The organism is Mycobacterium kiyosense, from assembly GCA_021654635.1.
GTDB classification, from domain to species: domain Bacteria; phylum Actinomycetota; class Actinomycetes; order Mycobacteriales; family Mycobacteriaceae; genus Mycobacterium; species Mycobacterium kiyosense.
The window spans coordinates 2,770,924-2,785,654 of record AP025179.1 but is presented as its reverse complement, the minus strand read 5'-3'; the positions used below and the strand labels follow the sequence as shown (position 1 = coordinate 2,785,654).

General features: G+C 68.8%; 9 protein-coding genes and 3 pseudogenes. 6 read left to right on the top strand and 6 right to left on the bottom strand.

The window, feature by feature from the left end; genetic code table 11:
* Positions 1–94 precede the first annotated feature (94 nt).
* On the bottom strand, positions 95–445 hold the full coding sequence (locus L6444_RS13195) for a hypothetical protein (RefSeq protein WP_236983180.1): 351 nt from the start codon (positions 443–445) through the stop codon (positions 95–97).
* 184 nt (positions 446–629) lie between these two features.
* On the opposite strand from L6444_RS13195, the gene rbpA reads away from it, so the two are divergent.
* Positions 630–965 (top strand): RNA polymerase-binding protein RbpA, encoded by a 336-nt coding sequence (gene rbpA, locus L6444_RS13190; protein ID WP_083114870.1) that lies wholly within the window; start codon positions 630–632, stop codon positions 963–965.
* A gap of 25 nt (positions 966–990) precedes the next feature.
* On the opposite strand, the pseudogene lnt reads toward rbpA, so the two are convergent.
* From lnt to L6444_RS13175, 3 genes and pseudogenes are all read right to left on the bottom strand, one after another.
* Positions 991–3,626: pseudogene (gene lnt / locus L6444_RS13185) on the bottom strand (apolipoprotein N-acyltransferase).
* A gap of 232 nt (positions 3,627–3,858) precedes the next feature.
* A pseudogene (locus tag L6444_RS13180) lies at positions 3,859–5,401 on the bottom strand (amidohydrolase).
* Between the two features lie 81 nt (positions 5,402–5,482).
* Positions 5,483–5,995 carry an FxsA family protein gene (locus L6444_RS13175; RefSeq protein WP_236984099.1) on the bottom strand — a complete coding sequence of 171 codons (513 nt, stop codon included), beginning with the start codon at positions 5,993–5,995 and terminating at the stop codon, positions 5,483–5,485.
* A 73-nt stretch (positions 5,996–6,068) separates the two neighbouring features.
* On the opposite strand from L6444_RS13175, the gene L6444_RS13170 reads away from it, so the two are divergent.
* Positions 6,069–6,761, top strand: a complete 693-nt coding sequence (locus L6444_RS13170; protein WP_236983178.1) for a dienelactone hydrolase family protein — start codon at positions 6,069–6,071, stop codon at positions 6,759–6,761.
* Positions 6,762–6,767: 6 nt separating this feature from the next.
* Here the strand turns inward: L6444_RS13170 and L6444_RS13165 are convergent, their stop codons facing one another.
* A complete protein-coding gene (locus L6444_RS13165) occupies positions 6,768–7,148 on the bottom strand; it encodes a PPOX class F420-dependent oxidoreductase (RefSeq protein ID WP_236983176.1) in 381 nt (126 codons plus the stop codon).
* A 128-nt stretch (positions 7,149–7,276) separates the two neighbouring features.
* Here L6444_RS13165 and L6444_RS13160 point away from each other — a divergent pair, with 128 nt between their 5' ends.
* From L6444_RS13160 to L6444_RS13145, 4 genes and pseudogenes are all read left to right on the top strand, one after another.
* Positions 7,277–8,479 carry a hypothetical protein gene (locus tag L6444_RS13160; RefSeq protein WP_236984097.1) on the top strand — a complete coding sequence of 401 codons (1,203 nt, stop codon included), beginning with the start codon at positions 7,277–7,279 and terminating at the stop codon, positions 8,477–8,479.
* Positions 8,476–9,623: pseudogene (locus L6444_RS13155) on the top strand (sulfotransferase family protein). The gene L6444_RS13160 and the pseudogene L6444_RS13155 overlap by 4 nt, the downstream one beginning before the upstream one ends.
* Entirely contained in the window at positions 9,610–10,248 is a 639-nt protein-coding gene (locus L6444_RS13150) for a TetR/AcrR family transcriptional regulator (RefSeq protein WP_236983174.1), read from the top strand. The pseudogene L6444_RS13155 and the gene L6444_RS13150 overlap by 14 nt, the downstream one beginning before the upstream one ends.
* A gap of 16 nt (positions 10,249–10,264) precedes the next feature.
* Entirely contained in the window at positions 10,265–11,068 is an 804-nt protein-coding gene (locus L6444_RS13145; RefSeq protein WP_236983169.1) for an SDR family NAD(P)-dependent oxidoreductase, read from the top strand.
* Between the two features lie 38 nt (positions 11,069–11,106).
* Here L6444_RS13145 and cobN read toward each other — a convergent pair whose 3' ends face one another.
* Complete coding sequence (cobN, locus tag L6444_RS13140) at positions 11,107–14,694, bottom strand: cobaltochelatase subunit CobN (protein WP_236983161.1); 3,588 nt, start codon at positions 14,692–14,694, stop codon at positions 11,107–11,109.
* Positions 14,695–14,731: the final 37 nt, after the last annotated feature.

Sequence of the window (14,731 nt, the reverse complement as noted above, 5' to 3'; positions counted from 1 at the left end):
TCCGAGGACCGATCGCAGAGCTGGACACAATGTGCGGCGATTCACGTCGGCGGCGCTGACTGGCGGCAGCTCGCGACGTCGGCGACCAAACGCCTCAGACGCCGACGCGCCGCCACCCGTCGGCGGACCGGGCAGCGCGAATCAGCTCCTCACACAATTCCCGCAACTCGGCAGCCGCCGCGCCCTCATCCAGCGCGGTCGCGACGTCTTCGGCGGCGCATCGGACCTGATAGACCCGGTCGGACAGGTCGGCGGCCTCCTCGGCGGACAGCACCACCGCGTCGGCCGGCACCGCGCCAGAATCGCCCCGCGCAATCATCGCCCGCTGTTCGTAGGCTCGCTGGCGGCACGACTGCCGACAGTACTGACGACGGCGCCCCATCCCGACGTCGGCAACATCTCGACCACACCAGCGGCACGGCTGGGGACGAACGCGACGACTCACGCCTGCCGACTTTAGTCCGCTCGCCGCCGCGATCCCGGTATCATCAAAGGTCGCGTCGCGCTACCAACCCGCGGCGGCAGCCGAGAATCACCAGGGAACCAAGCAAACGGTCTTAACGTTTGCTTAAGGAGAATTACCGCACGGGAGCGCCTGAAGCTCACCGGACCCAAAGGAGCAATACCCAATGGCTGATCGTGTTCTGCGAGGCAGTCGCCTCGGAGCCGTGAGCTATGAGACCGACCGCAACCACGACCTCGCGCCGCGCCAGATCGCGCGGTATCGCACCGAGAACGGCGAGGAGTTCGAAGTTCCGTTCGCCGACGACGCCGAGATCCCCGGCACCTGGCTGTGCCGTAACGGCATGGAAGGCACTCTCATCGAGGGTGATCTGCCGGAGCCGAAGAAGGTCAAGCCGCCGCGCACCCACTGGGACATGCTGCTGGAGCGCCGCTCGGTCGAGGAGCTCGAGGAGCTGCTCAAGGAGCGGCTCGAGCTGATCCGGTCCCGCCGCCGCGGTTAGCGGCGGACCGTCAGGCACCCGCTCGTCAGGTACGGGCGCGGGTACGGCTACCGCTCTTGAGGCCTTCGCGGCGCCCCTGCCAGCCCCAGCGGGTGACCTTGAACAGCGCCTCGCGGATGTTGGACCCGCTCATCTTCGACACGCCGATCTCGCGCTCGGTGAAGGTGATGGGCACCTCGACCACGTCGAAGCCGGCGTTGACGGTGCGCCAGGTCATCTCGATCTGGAAGCAGTAACCCTTGGAGTCGACGGTGTCCAGGTCGATCGTCTCGAGCACTTCCCGCCGGTAGGCGCGGTAGCCGGCGGTGATGTCGTGCACACCCACACCCAGTGCCAGCCGCGAATAGGTGTTGGCCGTCTTGGACAGCGCCAGGCGCCGCCATGGCCAGTTGCGGACGGTGCCGCCGTGCACATAGCGCGAGCCGATCGCGAGGTCGGCTCCGGCGTCGACAGCCTCCAGCAGGCGGTACAGCTGCTCTGGGGCATGGCTGCCGTCGGCGTCCATCTCGACCAGCACCGAGTAGCCCCGGCTCAGACCCCAGCCGAACCCTTCCAGGTAGGCCGCGCCCAGACCGTTCTTCGCGGTGCGGTGCAGCACATGGGTGCGACCGGAATCAGCGGCGGCCAACTCGTCGGCAAGTTTGCCGGTGCCGTCCGGGCTGTTGTCGTCGACGACGAGGATGTGAACGTCCGGGCAGGCAGCCGTGACCCGGCCATGAATCAGCGGCAGGTTCTCCCGCTCGTTGTAGGTGGGAATGATCACCAGGACGCGCTCGCTGGCGCTCTGCCCGGAGTGGGGCGCAGGGTTGGCCGGTGGTGGTCATGTAGCTCCTTCATCTTGCCCGAAGGGGCCCCGAAACGGGGCCCCGATTAAGCTCGGCCGCCGCTGTCGTCGTTGGCGCGCGGGGCGTTGTTCGCAGTCTCAACGTTTGCGGTAGCCGTTTGGTTCTCAGCTTCCGAGTCGACCGATTCAGCTGTCGGCGTACCACCATCGTCAGGTTCGTCCGTGGGCCCGGGCCGGCTACGCCGCCGCCGCCGAAGCGGACGGACCGGACGCGGGAACCACCCATTCTGCCGTATAGCGGCCAAAATCAGCATTCCGGCCGCCCCCACCAGCGCCCATTGCACCATCGGCGCCCAGCGGGTCGCCGGGGTCAGCGTGGTCTTCAGCCGCACCGACATGTCCAGGTAGGCGGGCACGAAGAAGTCCGTGCGCGACAGTTCGCCGCCGTCCGGAGCGATCACCGCGCTGATCCCGGTGGTCCCGGCGACCAGGACGTAGCGGTCGTGCTCGACGGCGCGGATTTTCGCGAACGCCAGTTGTTGCTCACTCATCGTCTTGGTGAAGGTGGCGTTGTTGCTCGGCACGGTCAGCAACTGCGCGCCGTTGCGGACGGCGGTGCGCGGCGCCCGGTCGAAAACCACTTCCCAGCAGGTGGCCACCCCGACCGGGACCCCGGCCATCTGCACCACCCCGGTGTTGGGGACGGGGACGAAATGCCCGGCCCGGTCGGCGTAACCGGACAGATGCCGGAACAGCCAGGGCATCGGCAGGTACTCGCCGAAGGGCTGCACGATCGCCTTGTCGTGGCGGTCGGCCGGGCCGGTGCCCGGGTTCCAGACGATCATCGTGTTGGTGTACTCCGGGCTCTGCTGCAGCCGGCCCGGCACGTCGACCACCGTGCCGATCAGGATCGGCGCCCCGATAGCCGCTGCCGCCGCAGAGATGGCCTGCGCGGCGTCGGGGTTGGCCAGCGGGTCGATATCCGAGGAGTCCTCCGGCCAGATCACGAACTGCGGCTGCGGGGCGGCCCCGGACCGCACGTCTTCGGCCAGCCGGAGTGTCTCGGCGACGTGGTTGTCCAGCACCGCGCGACGCTGGGCATTGAACTCGAGCCCGAGCCGCGGCACGTTTCCCTGCACGACGGCGACGGTGACCGTGGGCTCGCCGCCGGAACCCGCGCCCGCATGCCGCACCTGCGGCCAGACCAGGATGGTGACCAGCAACACCAGGCAGATGCTCATGCCGGGCAGAAACACCGCGGGCGGCGTGGTGGTGTCTGCCTTCGCCGTCCCGGCCCGGACCCACCGCACGATCTCCACTGCGATCGCCGCGACGCTGGTGCCCAGCAGCACGACCGACGTCGACAGCAGCGCAACGCCGCCCAGCTGGACCAGCGGCAGCAGCGGGCCACCGGCTTGGCCGAACGCAACCGAGCCCCAGGGGAAGCCGCCGAACGGAAAGACCGCTTTCAACCACTCCTGCGCGCCCCACACCACGGCGAACCAGATCGGCCAGCCCGGCAGCCGGCGAACCACGACGGCGCACAGGCCGAACAGGCCTGGGAAAAGAGCGCACGCCAGCGCCGCCACCAGCCAGGGCACGGCGCCGACCAGCGTGCTGATCCAGGGCAGCAGCGGCACGTAGAACGCCAGCCCGTAGAGCAAGCCGTAGCCGAAGCCGCCGCCGGGGGTGGTGGCCGGACGCGTCAGCACCCAGGTCAACAGCGCGATGGCGACGACGGCGGCCCACCACCAGTTCACCGGGGGGAAGCTCGCATACATCAGACCGCCGGCGACCAGCACCAGGGCCAGGCGGACCAGGCGCGGTCGCAACGCCGCGGCGACGCGCCGCCCGACCGGAGCCAGCCGCCCGGCCACGCCGGGACCGCGCTGCGCCGCCTGCGTGAGGTCTGGATCCGGTGTTTCGAGGTCCGGCTTGGGCGAGTGGGCTTCGGGCAAACTGTCCGGATCGTCCGACGGCAAATCTGGCGAACTTTGCCCGACGGCGGCGGCCGGGTCGGTTTCGCCGACGGGGGGCGGGGCCGGCGACTCGTCGGCGGCGGGCTCCGCCGGCGCGGATTCGGTCGGTCGCCTGGTGCGCCGATGCCGGCTAGCCATGGATGACCACGCCCCGGTGCACGGTCTGGCGGCATCGCGGTAGCGCATCGGCGTCGTCGAGCCGGGGCAGCGCCGGCACCCGGGAGCGGGGGTCGGTGGACCACCGCTGCACGTCGGCGCGCTGCGCCCCGCCGGCCAGTGGCCCGACCTCGTCCCACACCGCATAGGAGGCAGGCGCGCCGGGAACCAGTGTGCCGGTGACCCCGTCGCGAACGCCGCACGCCCGCCAGCCGCCCCGGGTGGCCGCGGCGAACGCTGCCCGCGGCGAAATTCCGCTGCCCGGCGTGCGGTGCCGGACCGCGGCGCGCACGCTGGCCCATGGCTCGAAGCCGGTGACCGGCGCGTCGGAACCGAGGGCGAGGGCGGCCTTGGGATGCTAACAGCGCAAGCGGGTTCAGCCGGCTGGCTCGCTCGGCACCCAGTCGCTGCGCGTACATGCCGTCGCGGCCGCCCCACCGGGCGTCGAAGTTGGGCTGCACGCTGGCGATGATTCCCCAGGATCCCAGCTTGGCGGCTTGGTCGGCGGTGACCATCTCCAGATGCTCGAGGCGGTGCCCGCAGCGTGCGACCGCGGCCACCCCGAGGTCTGCGACGACCCGGTCGAGGGCATCGACGACTGCCGAGACCGCGGCATCGCCGATCACGTGGAAACCGGCGGTGATCTCGGCTTCGCTGCATGCCCGCAGATGCGCTTCGACGGCGTCGGGATCGAGGTGGCACGTCCCGGTGCAGCCCGGTGCGTCGGCGTAAGGCTCGTGCAGCCAGGCGGTGCGCGAGCCGAGCGCTCCGTCGACGAACAGGTCGCCGGCCAGTCCACGGGCACCGGTCTCGGCGATCCGGGCGCGGGCCTGTGCTGCCGTGGAGACCGCCTCACCCCAGTAGCCGATCACTTCGACGCCGTGCCGCAGACCGGCCAGCTGCAACCAGTCGTCCAGTCCGCCGATCTGCGGTCCCGCGCATTCGTGCACCGCGACGATGCCCGCCGCGGCCAGTGCCTGCAGCGCCGCGGTGCGCGCCTCGGCGAGTTGTTCGCGGGTGAGTAGCTCGCGGGCGACCGCGCGGGCCAGGTGATGGGCGTCGGAGGTCAGCGGGGCCTCGGTGGAGAAACCGGCCGCGCCGGACAGGTCAGCCAGATCGGGTACCCGCCGTCGTAGGCCGGTGGACGCAAGCGCTGAGTGCACGTCGACGCGGGAGAGGTAGGCGGGCCGATCGCCGAGTACGCCGTCCAGGTCGGAGGTGCTGGGCGGCACGGCTTGCGGCCACGCCGACTCGTCCCAACCGTGGCCCCATACCGGCCGGCCGGGGTGAGCGGCGGCGTAGTCGGCGACCAGCCGCAGGCAGTGCTCGCGGGATTCGGCCGCGCGCAGGTCCAGCCCGCTCAGCGACAGGCCCGTCGCGCTCAGGTGGATGTGACTGTCTACGAAGCCGGGTGCCACGAAGGCGCCGTCCAGGTCATTTACGTCGGCATCGGGAAACTGGGTGCGGCCGACGTCGTCGCTGCCCAGCCAGGCGATGACGTCGCCCCGGACCGCCATGGCGGTGGCGTCCGGGTGGGTCGGGCTGTGTATCCGGCCGTTGACCAGCAGCGTGGTCTCAATCCGTGTCACACGGCAAAACTACGGGGCGCGGTGCGGCTGGTCGTAGACGATCGGGGTCGAGGGCAGCGGTGGCGGGTCGGCGGCCCATCCGTCGTGGACGTCGATCACCTCGCCGTCGATGTAGTCGCGGCGGTCGCGGCCGTCGGTGATGTCGGTGATCAGCGGGACCCGGCGCTCGAACACGCGCCAGGCCACGGTGGCCAGCCCGGGACTGGCCACCGCCCTGACCGGCGGCATCAGCAACAGCACCCCCAGCAGGGTGGTGGCCAGGCCCGGGACCATGACCAGGCCGGTGGCCAGGGTGGTCAGCGCCCCGTCGGTCAACGCGCTGCGGGGCTCCTGGGCCCCGGACCGCAGTTGCCGGAACTGGCGACTGATCTGCAGGCCGCCCATCGGCGCACCCACCACAACACCTACCAGGAACGTGGTCAGCAGGATCAACACCGTCCAGCCGACGCCAATGGCCGCCGCCAGCCCGATAGTGACCATGAGCTCGACGACGGCATAAACGAGAAGCAGCCGTCCTAACATGTCAGGCACAACGTCTGCGCGCCGTGACGGAGTTCCTCGATCGGTCGCGACGCGGCTGCAGTTAGATGACGCTATGACGACGATTGATATCGAGACTCCCGCCGGGCCGATCGACGCCTTGCTCAATGTCCCCTCCGGCAGCGGCCCGTGGCCGGGCGTGGTGGTGGTTCACGACGCGTTCGGCTATACGCCGGACAACGAGTCGGTGTCGCGGCGGATCGCCGGGGCGGGCTACATCGCTTTGACACCGAACATGTACGCCCGCGGCGGGCGGGCGCGCTGCATCACCCGGGTGATGCGCGAGTTGCTGACCAAACGCGGCCGTGCCCTCGACGACATTCTGGCCGCCCGCGAGCATCTGCTGGGGATGCCCGAATGCTCCGGCCGGGTCGGGATCGCCGGCTTCTGCATGGGCGGTCAGTTCGCGTTGATCTTGTCGCCCAAGGGTTTTGGCGCTTCCGCGCCGTTCTACGGGGTCCCGTTGCCGCGCCACCTCGAGGAGACGCTGGACGGCGCCTGTCCGATCGTGGCCAGCTTCGGCAACCGCGATCCGTTGGGCGTGGGCGCCGCCAAGAAGCTGCAGCAGGTGACCGAGGCCAAGAACATCCCCGCCGACATCAAGTCCTACCCCGGTGTCGGGCACAGCTTCGCCAACAAACTCCCGGGCCAACCCCTGATGCGTATCACCGGTTTCGGCTACGACGAAGCCGCGACCGAGGACGCGTGGCGGCGGATTTTCGCGTTCTTCGGCGAACATCTGGGTTGAAGCTGGTCAGGCCAGCCGGAGTTCGAGACCGACGTTGTTCTCCATGCCGCCGCGCAGCTTGCTGAACAGGTTGAAGACCTTGCCGACGATGCCGTAGCGCTTGCCGATGGCGTCGTAGACGGCGGCGGTGTGTGTCTTGTCGAGGATGGCGGCGGTCCCTTCGACCGCTTCGCTCTTCGGGCGCCCCCGCATGTCGCAGATGGCCAGCGTGACCCGCGGCGTGTTGCGGATTCGCTTGACCTTCCACGACTTTCCCTCGGTGATGACCAGCAGGCGGTCGCCGTCGGCGGCAGCCCAGACCGGCACCGGCTTGGGCCGGCCGTCCTTGGTGAAGGTGGTCAGCAGGATGTATTGCGCTTTGGCCAGGTCGGCGAAGGTCGGGGTCACCGTGCCCAACCTAATGCTTCCGCGCGGCCGTTGACATTTGCCGCGGCGTGCTGCGATAGTCAGGACGCGTTAAGTGAAAACATTATTTTCATTTAAGGAGCGGTCCGTTGGCTGAAACGCCCCAGGCGATGGCGTGGCTACCGTTCTCGATCGCCGAGGCGGCCGACCGGCGGGACGGTGACGCCCCGGACCTCGACACCGCATGGTCGTACCTGCTGCAGCGCCTTGGCGGCGCCCAGACCGCGGTTGAATCCGACCCCGCCAACCGCAATCGGACCGACCTGACAGCAGGCGTGCGGCATCTGCTGGTGCTGCTGACCGCCGGGATCGACGAGGTGTTGCGGTTCGATCCGGAACCGGTGCTGCGAGTGCAACCCACCAGCACCGACGACACCGTGACCTGGGGCATGGAATGCCCTGACTGCATCTACACACGAGCCGTGTTACGGGGCGGGGAAACCTATCGCGTGTTCGGCAATCGCGGCACCGCGCGCTACGTGGGCCTGCAGACCATGAACGGCATCGCGGCGACCGCCAACGCGTTGGTCGACGAGCTCGAGGTGGACGCCGCGGGCGACTTCGAGGTCGTGCTGTCCGCTGACGAACGGCCCGGCAACTGGATGCGCATCGAGGGCGACCACCCGACCTTTACGGTGCGGCATTTCTTCTACGACTGGGACACCGAGGTGGCGTCCTCGCTGCGCATCGAGCGACTCGGTGAAGCCGTTGCAACACAACGTGATTCGATCGATCCCGGCGAAGCGCTGTCGCGGCAGATCGTCGCGCTGGGCGATTTCGTCCAGGACAACCTGCAATTCTTCCTGCAATTCGGCGCCGCGGCGCCGGCCAACGGCTTCCTGCCCGCGATCGATCGCAGCGACATGGGCGCGGCCGCGGAGAACCGGCCGGTGATCGGCCGCTGGGAGCTGGGTCCCGACCAAGCGCTGATCGTGGAAGTCGAACCCCCCGAGGGCATCTACTGGAGCTTCTCGATCGGCAACCCGTGGTGGGAGACCATTCACTACGGCCGCCACCAGTCCAGCCTGAACGCCCATCAGGCGGCCGTCGACTCCGACGGCCTGGTGCGGGTGGTGTTGTGCGCCGACGATCCGGGGGTGGCGAACTGGCTCGACACCGCCGGGCACAGCAACGGCCCCATCATCCTGCGCTGCGTGCGGACCAAGACCGCCCCGACGCCGTCTGTGCGGGTGGTGCCGTTCGACGATATTGCGGCCGCGCTGCCCCCCGACACCGCGCGGGTGAGCCCGCAACAGCGGGCCGCCGTCCTGGCTGCCCGCCGAGAGGCAGTACGGGAAAGGTTCGGACGATGACCTTCAGCGCCGACGAGCTGGAAGAGGGTGCGCGCGCCGCCACCGGTCTCGACGACTTCGGTTCGCCCTACTACCGGGAGGGACTCGAACGCATCGTCGATGCGCTGAACACCGAAGCCGACCTCAACGAGATCGGCCGGGTGATTCAGCACGCCACCATCAGCAATGCGTTGATCCAGCGGCTCAAGGTCGAGGACACCTATGCCCAGCACCCGGAGATCGACGACGAGGTGGTCGGCGGACCGGTGTTCGTGATCGGGCTGCCGCGCACCGGAACCACCGCGCTCAGCCAGCTGGTGGCGGCCGATCCGCAGTTCAGATCGCTGCGCATGTGGGAGTCGCAGGCCCCTACCCCACCGCCGGAATCCGCGACGCAGCACAGTGATCCGCGCATCGAACAGGCCGAGGCCGGTCTGAAGATGCTCGACGACATGTTCCCTCTGATGAAGACGCTGTACAACTCCGAGGCGACCGCGCCGACCGAATGCCAGGACCTGATGGGCATGAGCTTCCGGACGTTTCACTTCGACGGCGCGGTGCGCGCACCGGCGTATCTGGCGTGGTTGATGGACTGCGACATGCGGGAGACCTACACGTTCCACCGGCGGGTACTCAAACTGTTGCAGTGGCACTGCCCACCGAACCTCTGGCATCTCAAGACTCCCGTTACACATGTTCGCCCTCGACGCGCTCGTCGAGGCGTACCCGGACGCGAAATTCCTGTGGAGCCACCGGGATCCGGCCAAGGTGATGGGGTCGGTGTGCAGCCTGATCCACTACGTGCGCAGCTGGAGCAGCGACCGCGACGATGCGCACGAATTGGGAGCCGAGCAGGTCGACAGCTGGGCGGAGGCGGTGCGCCGGGCGATGGACTTCCGGTGCCGGGTCGGCGACGACCGGTTCGCCGACGTCTCGTTCGCCGACCTGCAGAACGATCCGGTGCGCACCCTGCAAACCGGTTACCAGACTTTGGGTTTGACGTTCACCGACGACACCCGACGCTCGGTCGAATTGTGGGCTCAGGGCCACCAACCGGGCAGCCGCGGAGCACACGACTACGATTTGTCCGACTACGGCCTGACCCCCCGAGGGTGTCCGGGAGCGGTTCGCCGACTATCTCGCCGCCTACGATGCCACCGCCTGAGCAGGCGGTTGGCCCGCGTACCCGACGGCGCGAGAAACTCGCGCCGGACCCCGAGGTGCGGCGCCAGATCCTGGCCGCGGCCACGGCGGTGCTGCAAGAGCAGGGAGTCGGGCGGCTGAGCATCGCCGCCGTATTGGAACGCGCGGGGTTGGGTACCCGCGCCTTCTATCGGCATTTCGCCGCCAAGGACGAACTGGTGGCGGCCGTTTTTCTGGAGTCGGCACGTGCCGAGACGCGTCGGCTGCGACGCCGAATGCGCTCTGCCGCAAACGAAGTCGATGCGGTGGTGGCCTGGATCGACGCTAGACTCGACTTGGCGTTCGACGATGAGGTCCGCTCGGACCTGCGGCGCTTGTCGCTGGAGGCCCAATCGCAGACCTCGGGCTCCCCCAGCCTGATTCAGCCCGCGTACGCCGAGCTGCTACTTCCGCTGCGCGAAGCCCTGGAACGCGGACTGCAGCGCGGGGTGTTCCGGGGCATCGAGCCGTCGACCGACGCCCAGTTCATCCACGGCGTGGTGTGGGCGGGCATCGAACGGCACTGGACCACCGGCGACTGCGACCGCGTGCGGCTTCGCGCAGGCATTGTGCGATTCTGCTTGCGCGCGTTGGGTGTAGACGTCTGAACAAGGGAGATGGTCGATGGATCTGGGATTTGCCGGTGCCACCGCGGCGGTCACCGGCGGCAGCAAAGGCATGGGGCTGGCCATCGCCGAAACGCTTGCCGCCGAAGGCGCCAGCGTGGCCGTAATGGCCAGGGGGCAACAGGCGCTGGATGCCGCGGTGGCCTCGCTGCGTGCCGCCGGCGCACCCGACGCCGTGGGTATCAGCGTGGACATGACCGACGCCGACTCGATCGCCGCCGGTTTCGCCGAAGTGGAACAGCGGTGGGGCCGGCTCAACAGCCTGGTCCACACGATCGGCCCGGGCGACGGTTACTTCGAGCAGATGAACGACTCCGATTGGGAGGCTGCGTTCTCACTGGGCACCATGTCGGCGGTGCGGTCGATCCGGGCCGCGCTGCCGCTGCTGCGTGCTGCCGACTGGGGCCGCATCGTGACGCTGGCGGCCCATTCCATCCAGCGCCAGAACCCCCGCATCGTGGCCTACACCGCCGCCAAGGCCGCCCTGGCCAGCATCACCAAGAATCTGTCCAAAAGCCTTGCCGGCGAGGGCATCATCGTCAACTGCGTCTGCCCGGGAACGATTGTGACGGCCAGCTTCACCGAGAACCTCAAAGACGTCCTGGCCGCCGACGGCTTGGACGCCACCGACCCGCGTGACGTGATGACCTGGATCGACAAATACTTTCACCAGCCGTGCGACCTGGGCCGCGCCGGGCTTCCTGAGGAGGTTGCCTCGATCACCGCATATCTGGCGTCCAAGCGCAACGGTTACGTCACCGGCGCGACGGTCAACGTGGACGGCGGTTCGGACTTCATCTGACTTTGCCCTGTGCGAGCAAGAACAAATCGCGGGATAACTTAGCCCTCGAGGTCGCCCTCGGTTTCCAGCAGCGTCTGGCGCAGTGCGTCCATGGTTTCCGGTTGCGGCTGCGCCCACATCCCGCGGCCGGCGGCCTCCAGCAGCCGCTCGGCCATGCCGTGCAGCGCCCACGGGTTGGACTCCGTCATGAACTTGCGGTTCTCCGGGTCCAGTACGTAGCGCTCGGTGAGCCGTTCGTACATCCAGTCCGCCATCACTCCGGCGGTGGCGTCGTAGCCGAACAGGTAGTCGACGGTGGCAGCCATCTCGAAAGCCCCCTTGTAGCCGTGCCGGCGCATCGCGGCCATCCAGCGCGGATTGACCACGCGGGCACGGAACACCCGGGTGGTCTCCTCGGAGAGCGTACGGGTGCGGATCGCGTCGGGCCGGGTGTTGTCGCCGATGTAGGCGGCCGGCGCCTGGCCGGTCAGCGCGCGCACGGTGGCGACCATGCCACCGTGATATTGGAAATAGTCGTCGGAGTCGGCGATGTCGTGTTCACGGGTGTCGGTGTTCTTGGTGGCCACCGCGATCCGGCGGTACTGCCGGTTCATGTCGTCGACCGCTTCGCGGCCATCCAGGTTGCGTCCGTAGGCGAAGCCGCCCCACGCCGTGTACACCTGAGCAAGGTCGGCGTCGTCGCGCCAGTTGCGGCTGTCGATCAACTGCAGCAGCCCGGCACCGTAGGTACCCGGTTTGGACCCGAATATTCTTGTGGTGGAACGTCTTTGGTCACCATGCTGAGCGAGGTCGGCCTGGGCGTGGGCCCGCACAAAGTTGTCCGCGTCGGCTTCGTCGAGTTTGGCGACCAGGCGCACGGCATCGTCGAGCATGGTCACCACGTGCGGGAAGGCGTCGCGGAAGAACCCCGAGATCCGGACCGTCACATCGATGCGCGGCCGGCCCAGCTCGTCCAGCGGGATCGGCGTCAGGTCCACCACCCGCCGCGACGCGTCGTCCCAGACCGGTCGCACGCCAAGCAGCGCAAGGACTTCGGCGATGTCGTCGCCGGCGGTGCGCATCGCCGAGGTGCCCCACACCGACAGGCCCACCGACTGCGGCCAGTCGCCGTGATCGGAGCGGTACCGGTCCAACAGGGAATCCGCCAGTGCCACACCGGCTTCCCAGGCCAGCCGGGACGGTATCGCCTTGGGGTCCACGGAGTAGAAGTTGCGCCCGGTAGGCAGCACATTGACCAGCCCACGCAGCGGCGAACCGGATGGTCCGGACGGGATGAAATGTCCGTCCAGGGCCCGTAGCACCTGCCCGATTTCCGCGGCGGTGCCGGCCAGTCGCGGCACCACCTCGGTGGCCGCGAAACGCAGCACCGCGCCCACCTCGGCGTTGTCGGTGATGGAATCGACCGTGCCCGGATCCCAGCCGGACCGCTGCAGTGCGGCAACCAGTTCGCGGGCTGCCGCTTCGGCGGCATCCACTGAGACGCGTTCGTCGGTGCCGTCCTCGGACAGGCCCAGCGCCTGACGCAGCCCGGGCAGGGCATGTTCGCCGGCGAACAGCTGGCGAGCCCGCAGGATGGCCAGCACCAGGTCGAGTTCACTTTCTCCGGTCGGCTGTTGGCCCAGGATGTGCAGGCCGTCGCGAATCTGGACGTCCTTGATCTCGCACAGCCAGCCGTCGACGTGCAGCAGCATGTCGTCGAAACTGTCCTCCTCGGGCCGCTCGGTCAGACCGAGGTCGTGGTCCATCTTGGCGGCGCGGATCAGCGTCCAGATCTGCTGGCGGATGGCGGGCAGCTTGCCCGGGTCCAGGGCGGCGACGTTGGCGTGCTCGTCGAGTAGCTGCTCCAACCGGGCGATGTCGCCGTAGGTTTCGGCGCGGGCCATCGGCGGGATGAGGTGGTCGACGAGCACCGCGTGCGCGCGCCGCTTGGCCTGGGTGCCCTCGCCGGGGTCGTTGACCAGGAACGGGTAGATCAGCGGCAGGTTGCCCAGCGCGGCGTCGGAGCCACACGCCGCCGACATGCCGAGCGTCTTGCCGGGCAGCCATTCCAGGTTGCCGTGCTTGCCCAGGTGCACGATCGCGTGCGCGCCGAAGCCGGCCGGGCGCTCTTGGGAAAGCCAGCGGTAGGCGGCCAGGTAGTGATGACTCGGCGGCAGGTCAGGGTCGTGGTAGATCGCGACGGGGTTCTCGCCGAAGCCGCGCGGCGGCTGGACCATCAGCACCACGTTTCCGGATTGAATTGCGGCGATGACGATTTCGCCGTCGGGATCGCGGCTGCGGTCGACGAACAGCTCGCCCGGCGGTGGCCCCCAGTGCTGGGTGATCGCGTCGGTCAGTTCGGCGGGCAGGGTGGCGAACCAACTGCGGTAGTCCTGAGCCGAGACCCAGATCGGGTTGTGCTCCAGCTGAACCTGGGTCAGCCAGTCGGGGTCCTGTCCCCCGCGTTCGATCAGCGCGTGGATCAGCGCATCGCCGTCGTCGGCTTGCACACCGGGTAGATCCCCGATGCGGTAACCGTTTTCGCCCATCGCGCGCAGTAACGCCACCGCGCTGGCCGGGGTGTCCAGACCGACCGCGTTACCGATCCGAGCGTGTTTGGTGGGGTAGGCGGAGAACACCAGGGCCACCCGCTTGTCGGCGGCGGCGACGTCGCGCAGCTGCGCGTGCCGGATCGCCAGGCCCGCCACCCGGGCGCAGCGCTCCGGATCGGCGACGTAGGAGATGAGACCGTCGTCGTCGAATTCCTTGAACGAGAAGGGAACCGTGATAATGCGGCCGTCGAACTCGGGGACGGCGACCTGAGTGGCGACGTCGAGCGGCGACAGCCCGTCGTCGTTGGCGAACCACTGCGCCCGCGGGCTGGTCAGGCACAGCCCCTGCAGGATCGGGATATCCAGTGCCGCAAGGTGTTCGACGTTCCAGCCGTCATCGTCGCCGCCGGCCGACGCCAGAGCCGGCTTGACTCCCCCGGCGGCCAGTACGGTGACCACCATGGCGTCGGCGCCAGCCAGCACAGTCAGCAGTTCGGCGTCGGCGGTCCGCAGTGATGCGCAGTACACCGGCAGGGCACGCCCGCCGGCGTCCTCGACGGCCCGGCACAGCGCCTCGACGTAGCCGGTGTTGCCGGCCAACTGCTGGGCCCGGTAGTAGAGCACCGCGATGGTGGGGCCGTCGCGGTGGCCGGCGTCGGGTCGCTCGAGCACCCCCCAGGTGGGCGTCGCCACCGGCGGGCTGAACCCGAAGCCGGTCATCAGCACGGTGTCGGACAGGAACGCGTGCAGCTGAGCCATATTGTCTACGCCGCCGTGCGCCAGGTAGACGTGGGTTTGCACCGCGATACCCGCGGCCACCGTGGAGCGGCCGGTCAAATCGGCGTCGGGGGCTTGCTCGCCGCTGACCAGCACGGTCGGTAGTCCGCTGGCCAGCACCGTGGCGATGCCGTCCTCCCAGGCCCGGTAGCCGCCCAGGATGCGCACCACCACGATCGCGGCGTCGGCCAGCAGGTCGGGCAGTTCGGAGTCGACGAGCCGCGACGGGTTGGCCCACCGGTAGTTCTTGCCGGTGGAACGGGCGCTGATCAGGTCCGTGTCGGACGTCGAGAGCAGCAGGATGGTCGGCTCGGGCATTTTCCATTCGTACCCTATGCGGCGGCATAGGCTACGA

Coding starts and splice junctions, on each gene's coding strand:
- L6444_RS13175 (WP_236984099.1), bottom strand. CDS start 5,995: ATGTTAGGACGGCTGCTTCTCGTTTATGCCGTCGTCGAGCTCATGGTC.
- rbpA (WP_083114870.1), top strand. CDS start 630: ATGGCTGATCGTGTTCTGCGAGGCAGTCGCCTCGGAGCCGTGAGCTAT.
- L6444_RS13145 (WP_236983169.1), top strand. CDS start 10,265: ATGGATCTGGGATTTGCCGGTGCCACCGCGGCGGTCACCGGCGGCAGC.
- L6444_RS13150 (WP_236983174.1), top strand. CDS start 9,610: ATGCCACCGCCTGAGCAGGCGGTTGGCCCGCGTACCCGACGGCGCGAG.
- cobN (WP_236983161.1), bottom strand. CDS start 14,694: ATGCCCGAGCCGACCATCCTGCTGCTCTCGACGTCCGACACGGACCTG.
- L6444_RS13170 (WP_236983178.1), top strand. CDS start 6,069: ATGACGACGATTGATATCGAGACTCCCGCCGGGCCGATCGACGCCTTG.
- L6444_RS13160 (WP_236984097.1), top strand. CDS start 7,277: ATGGCGTGGCTACCGTTCTCGATCGCCGAGGCGGCCGACCGGCGGGAC.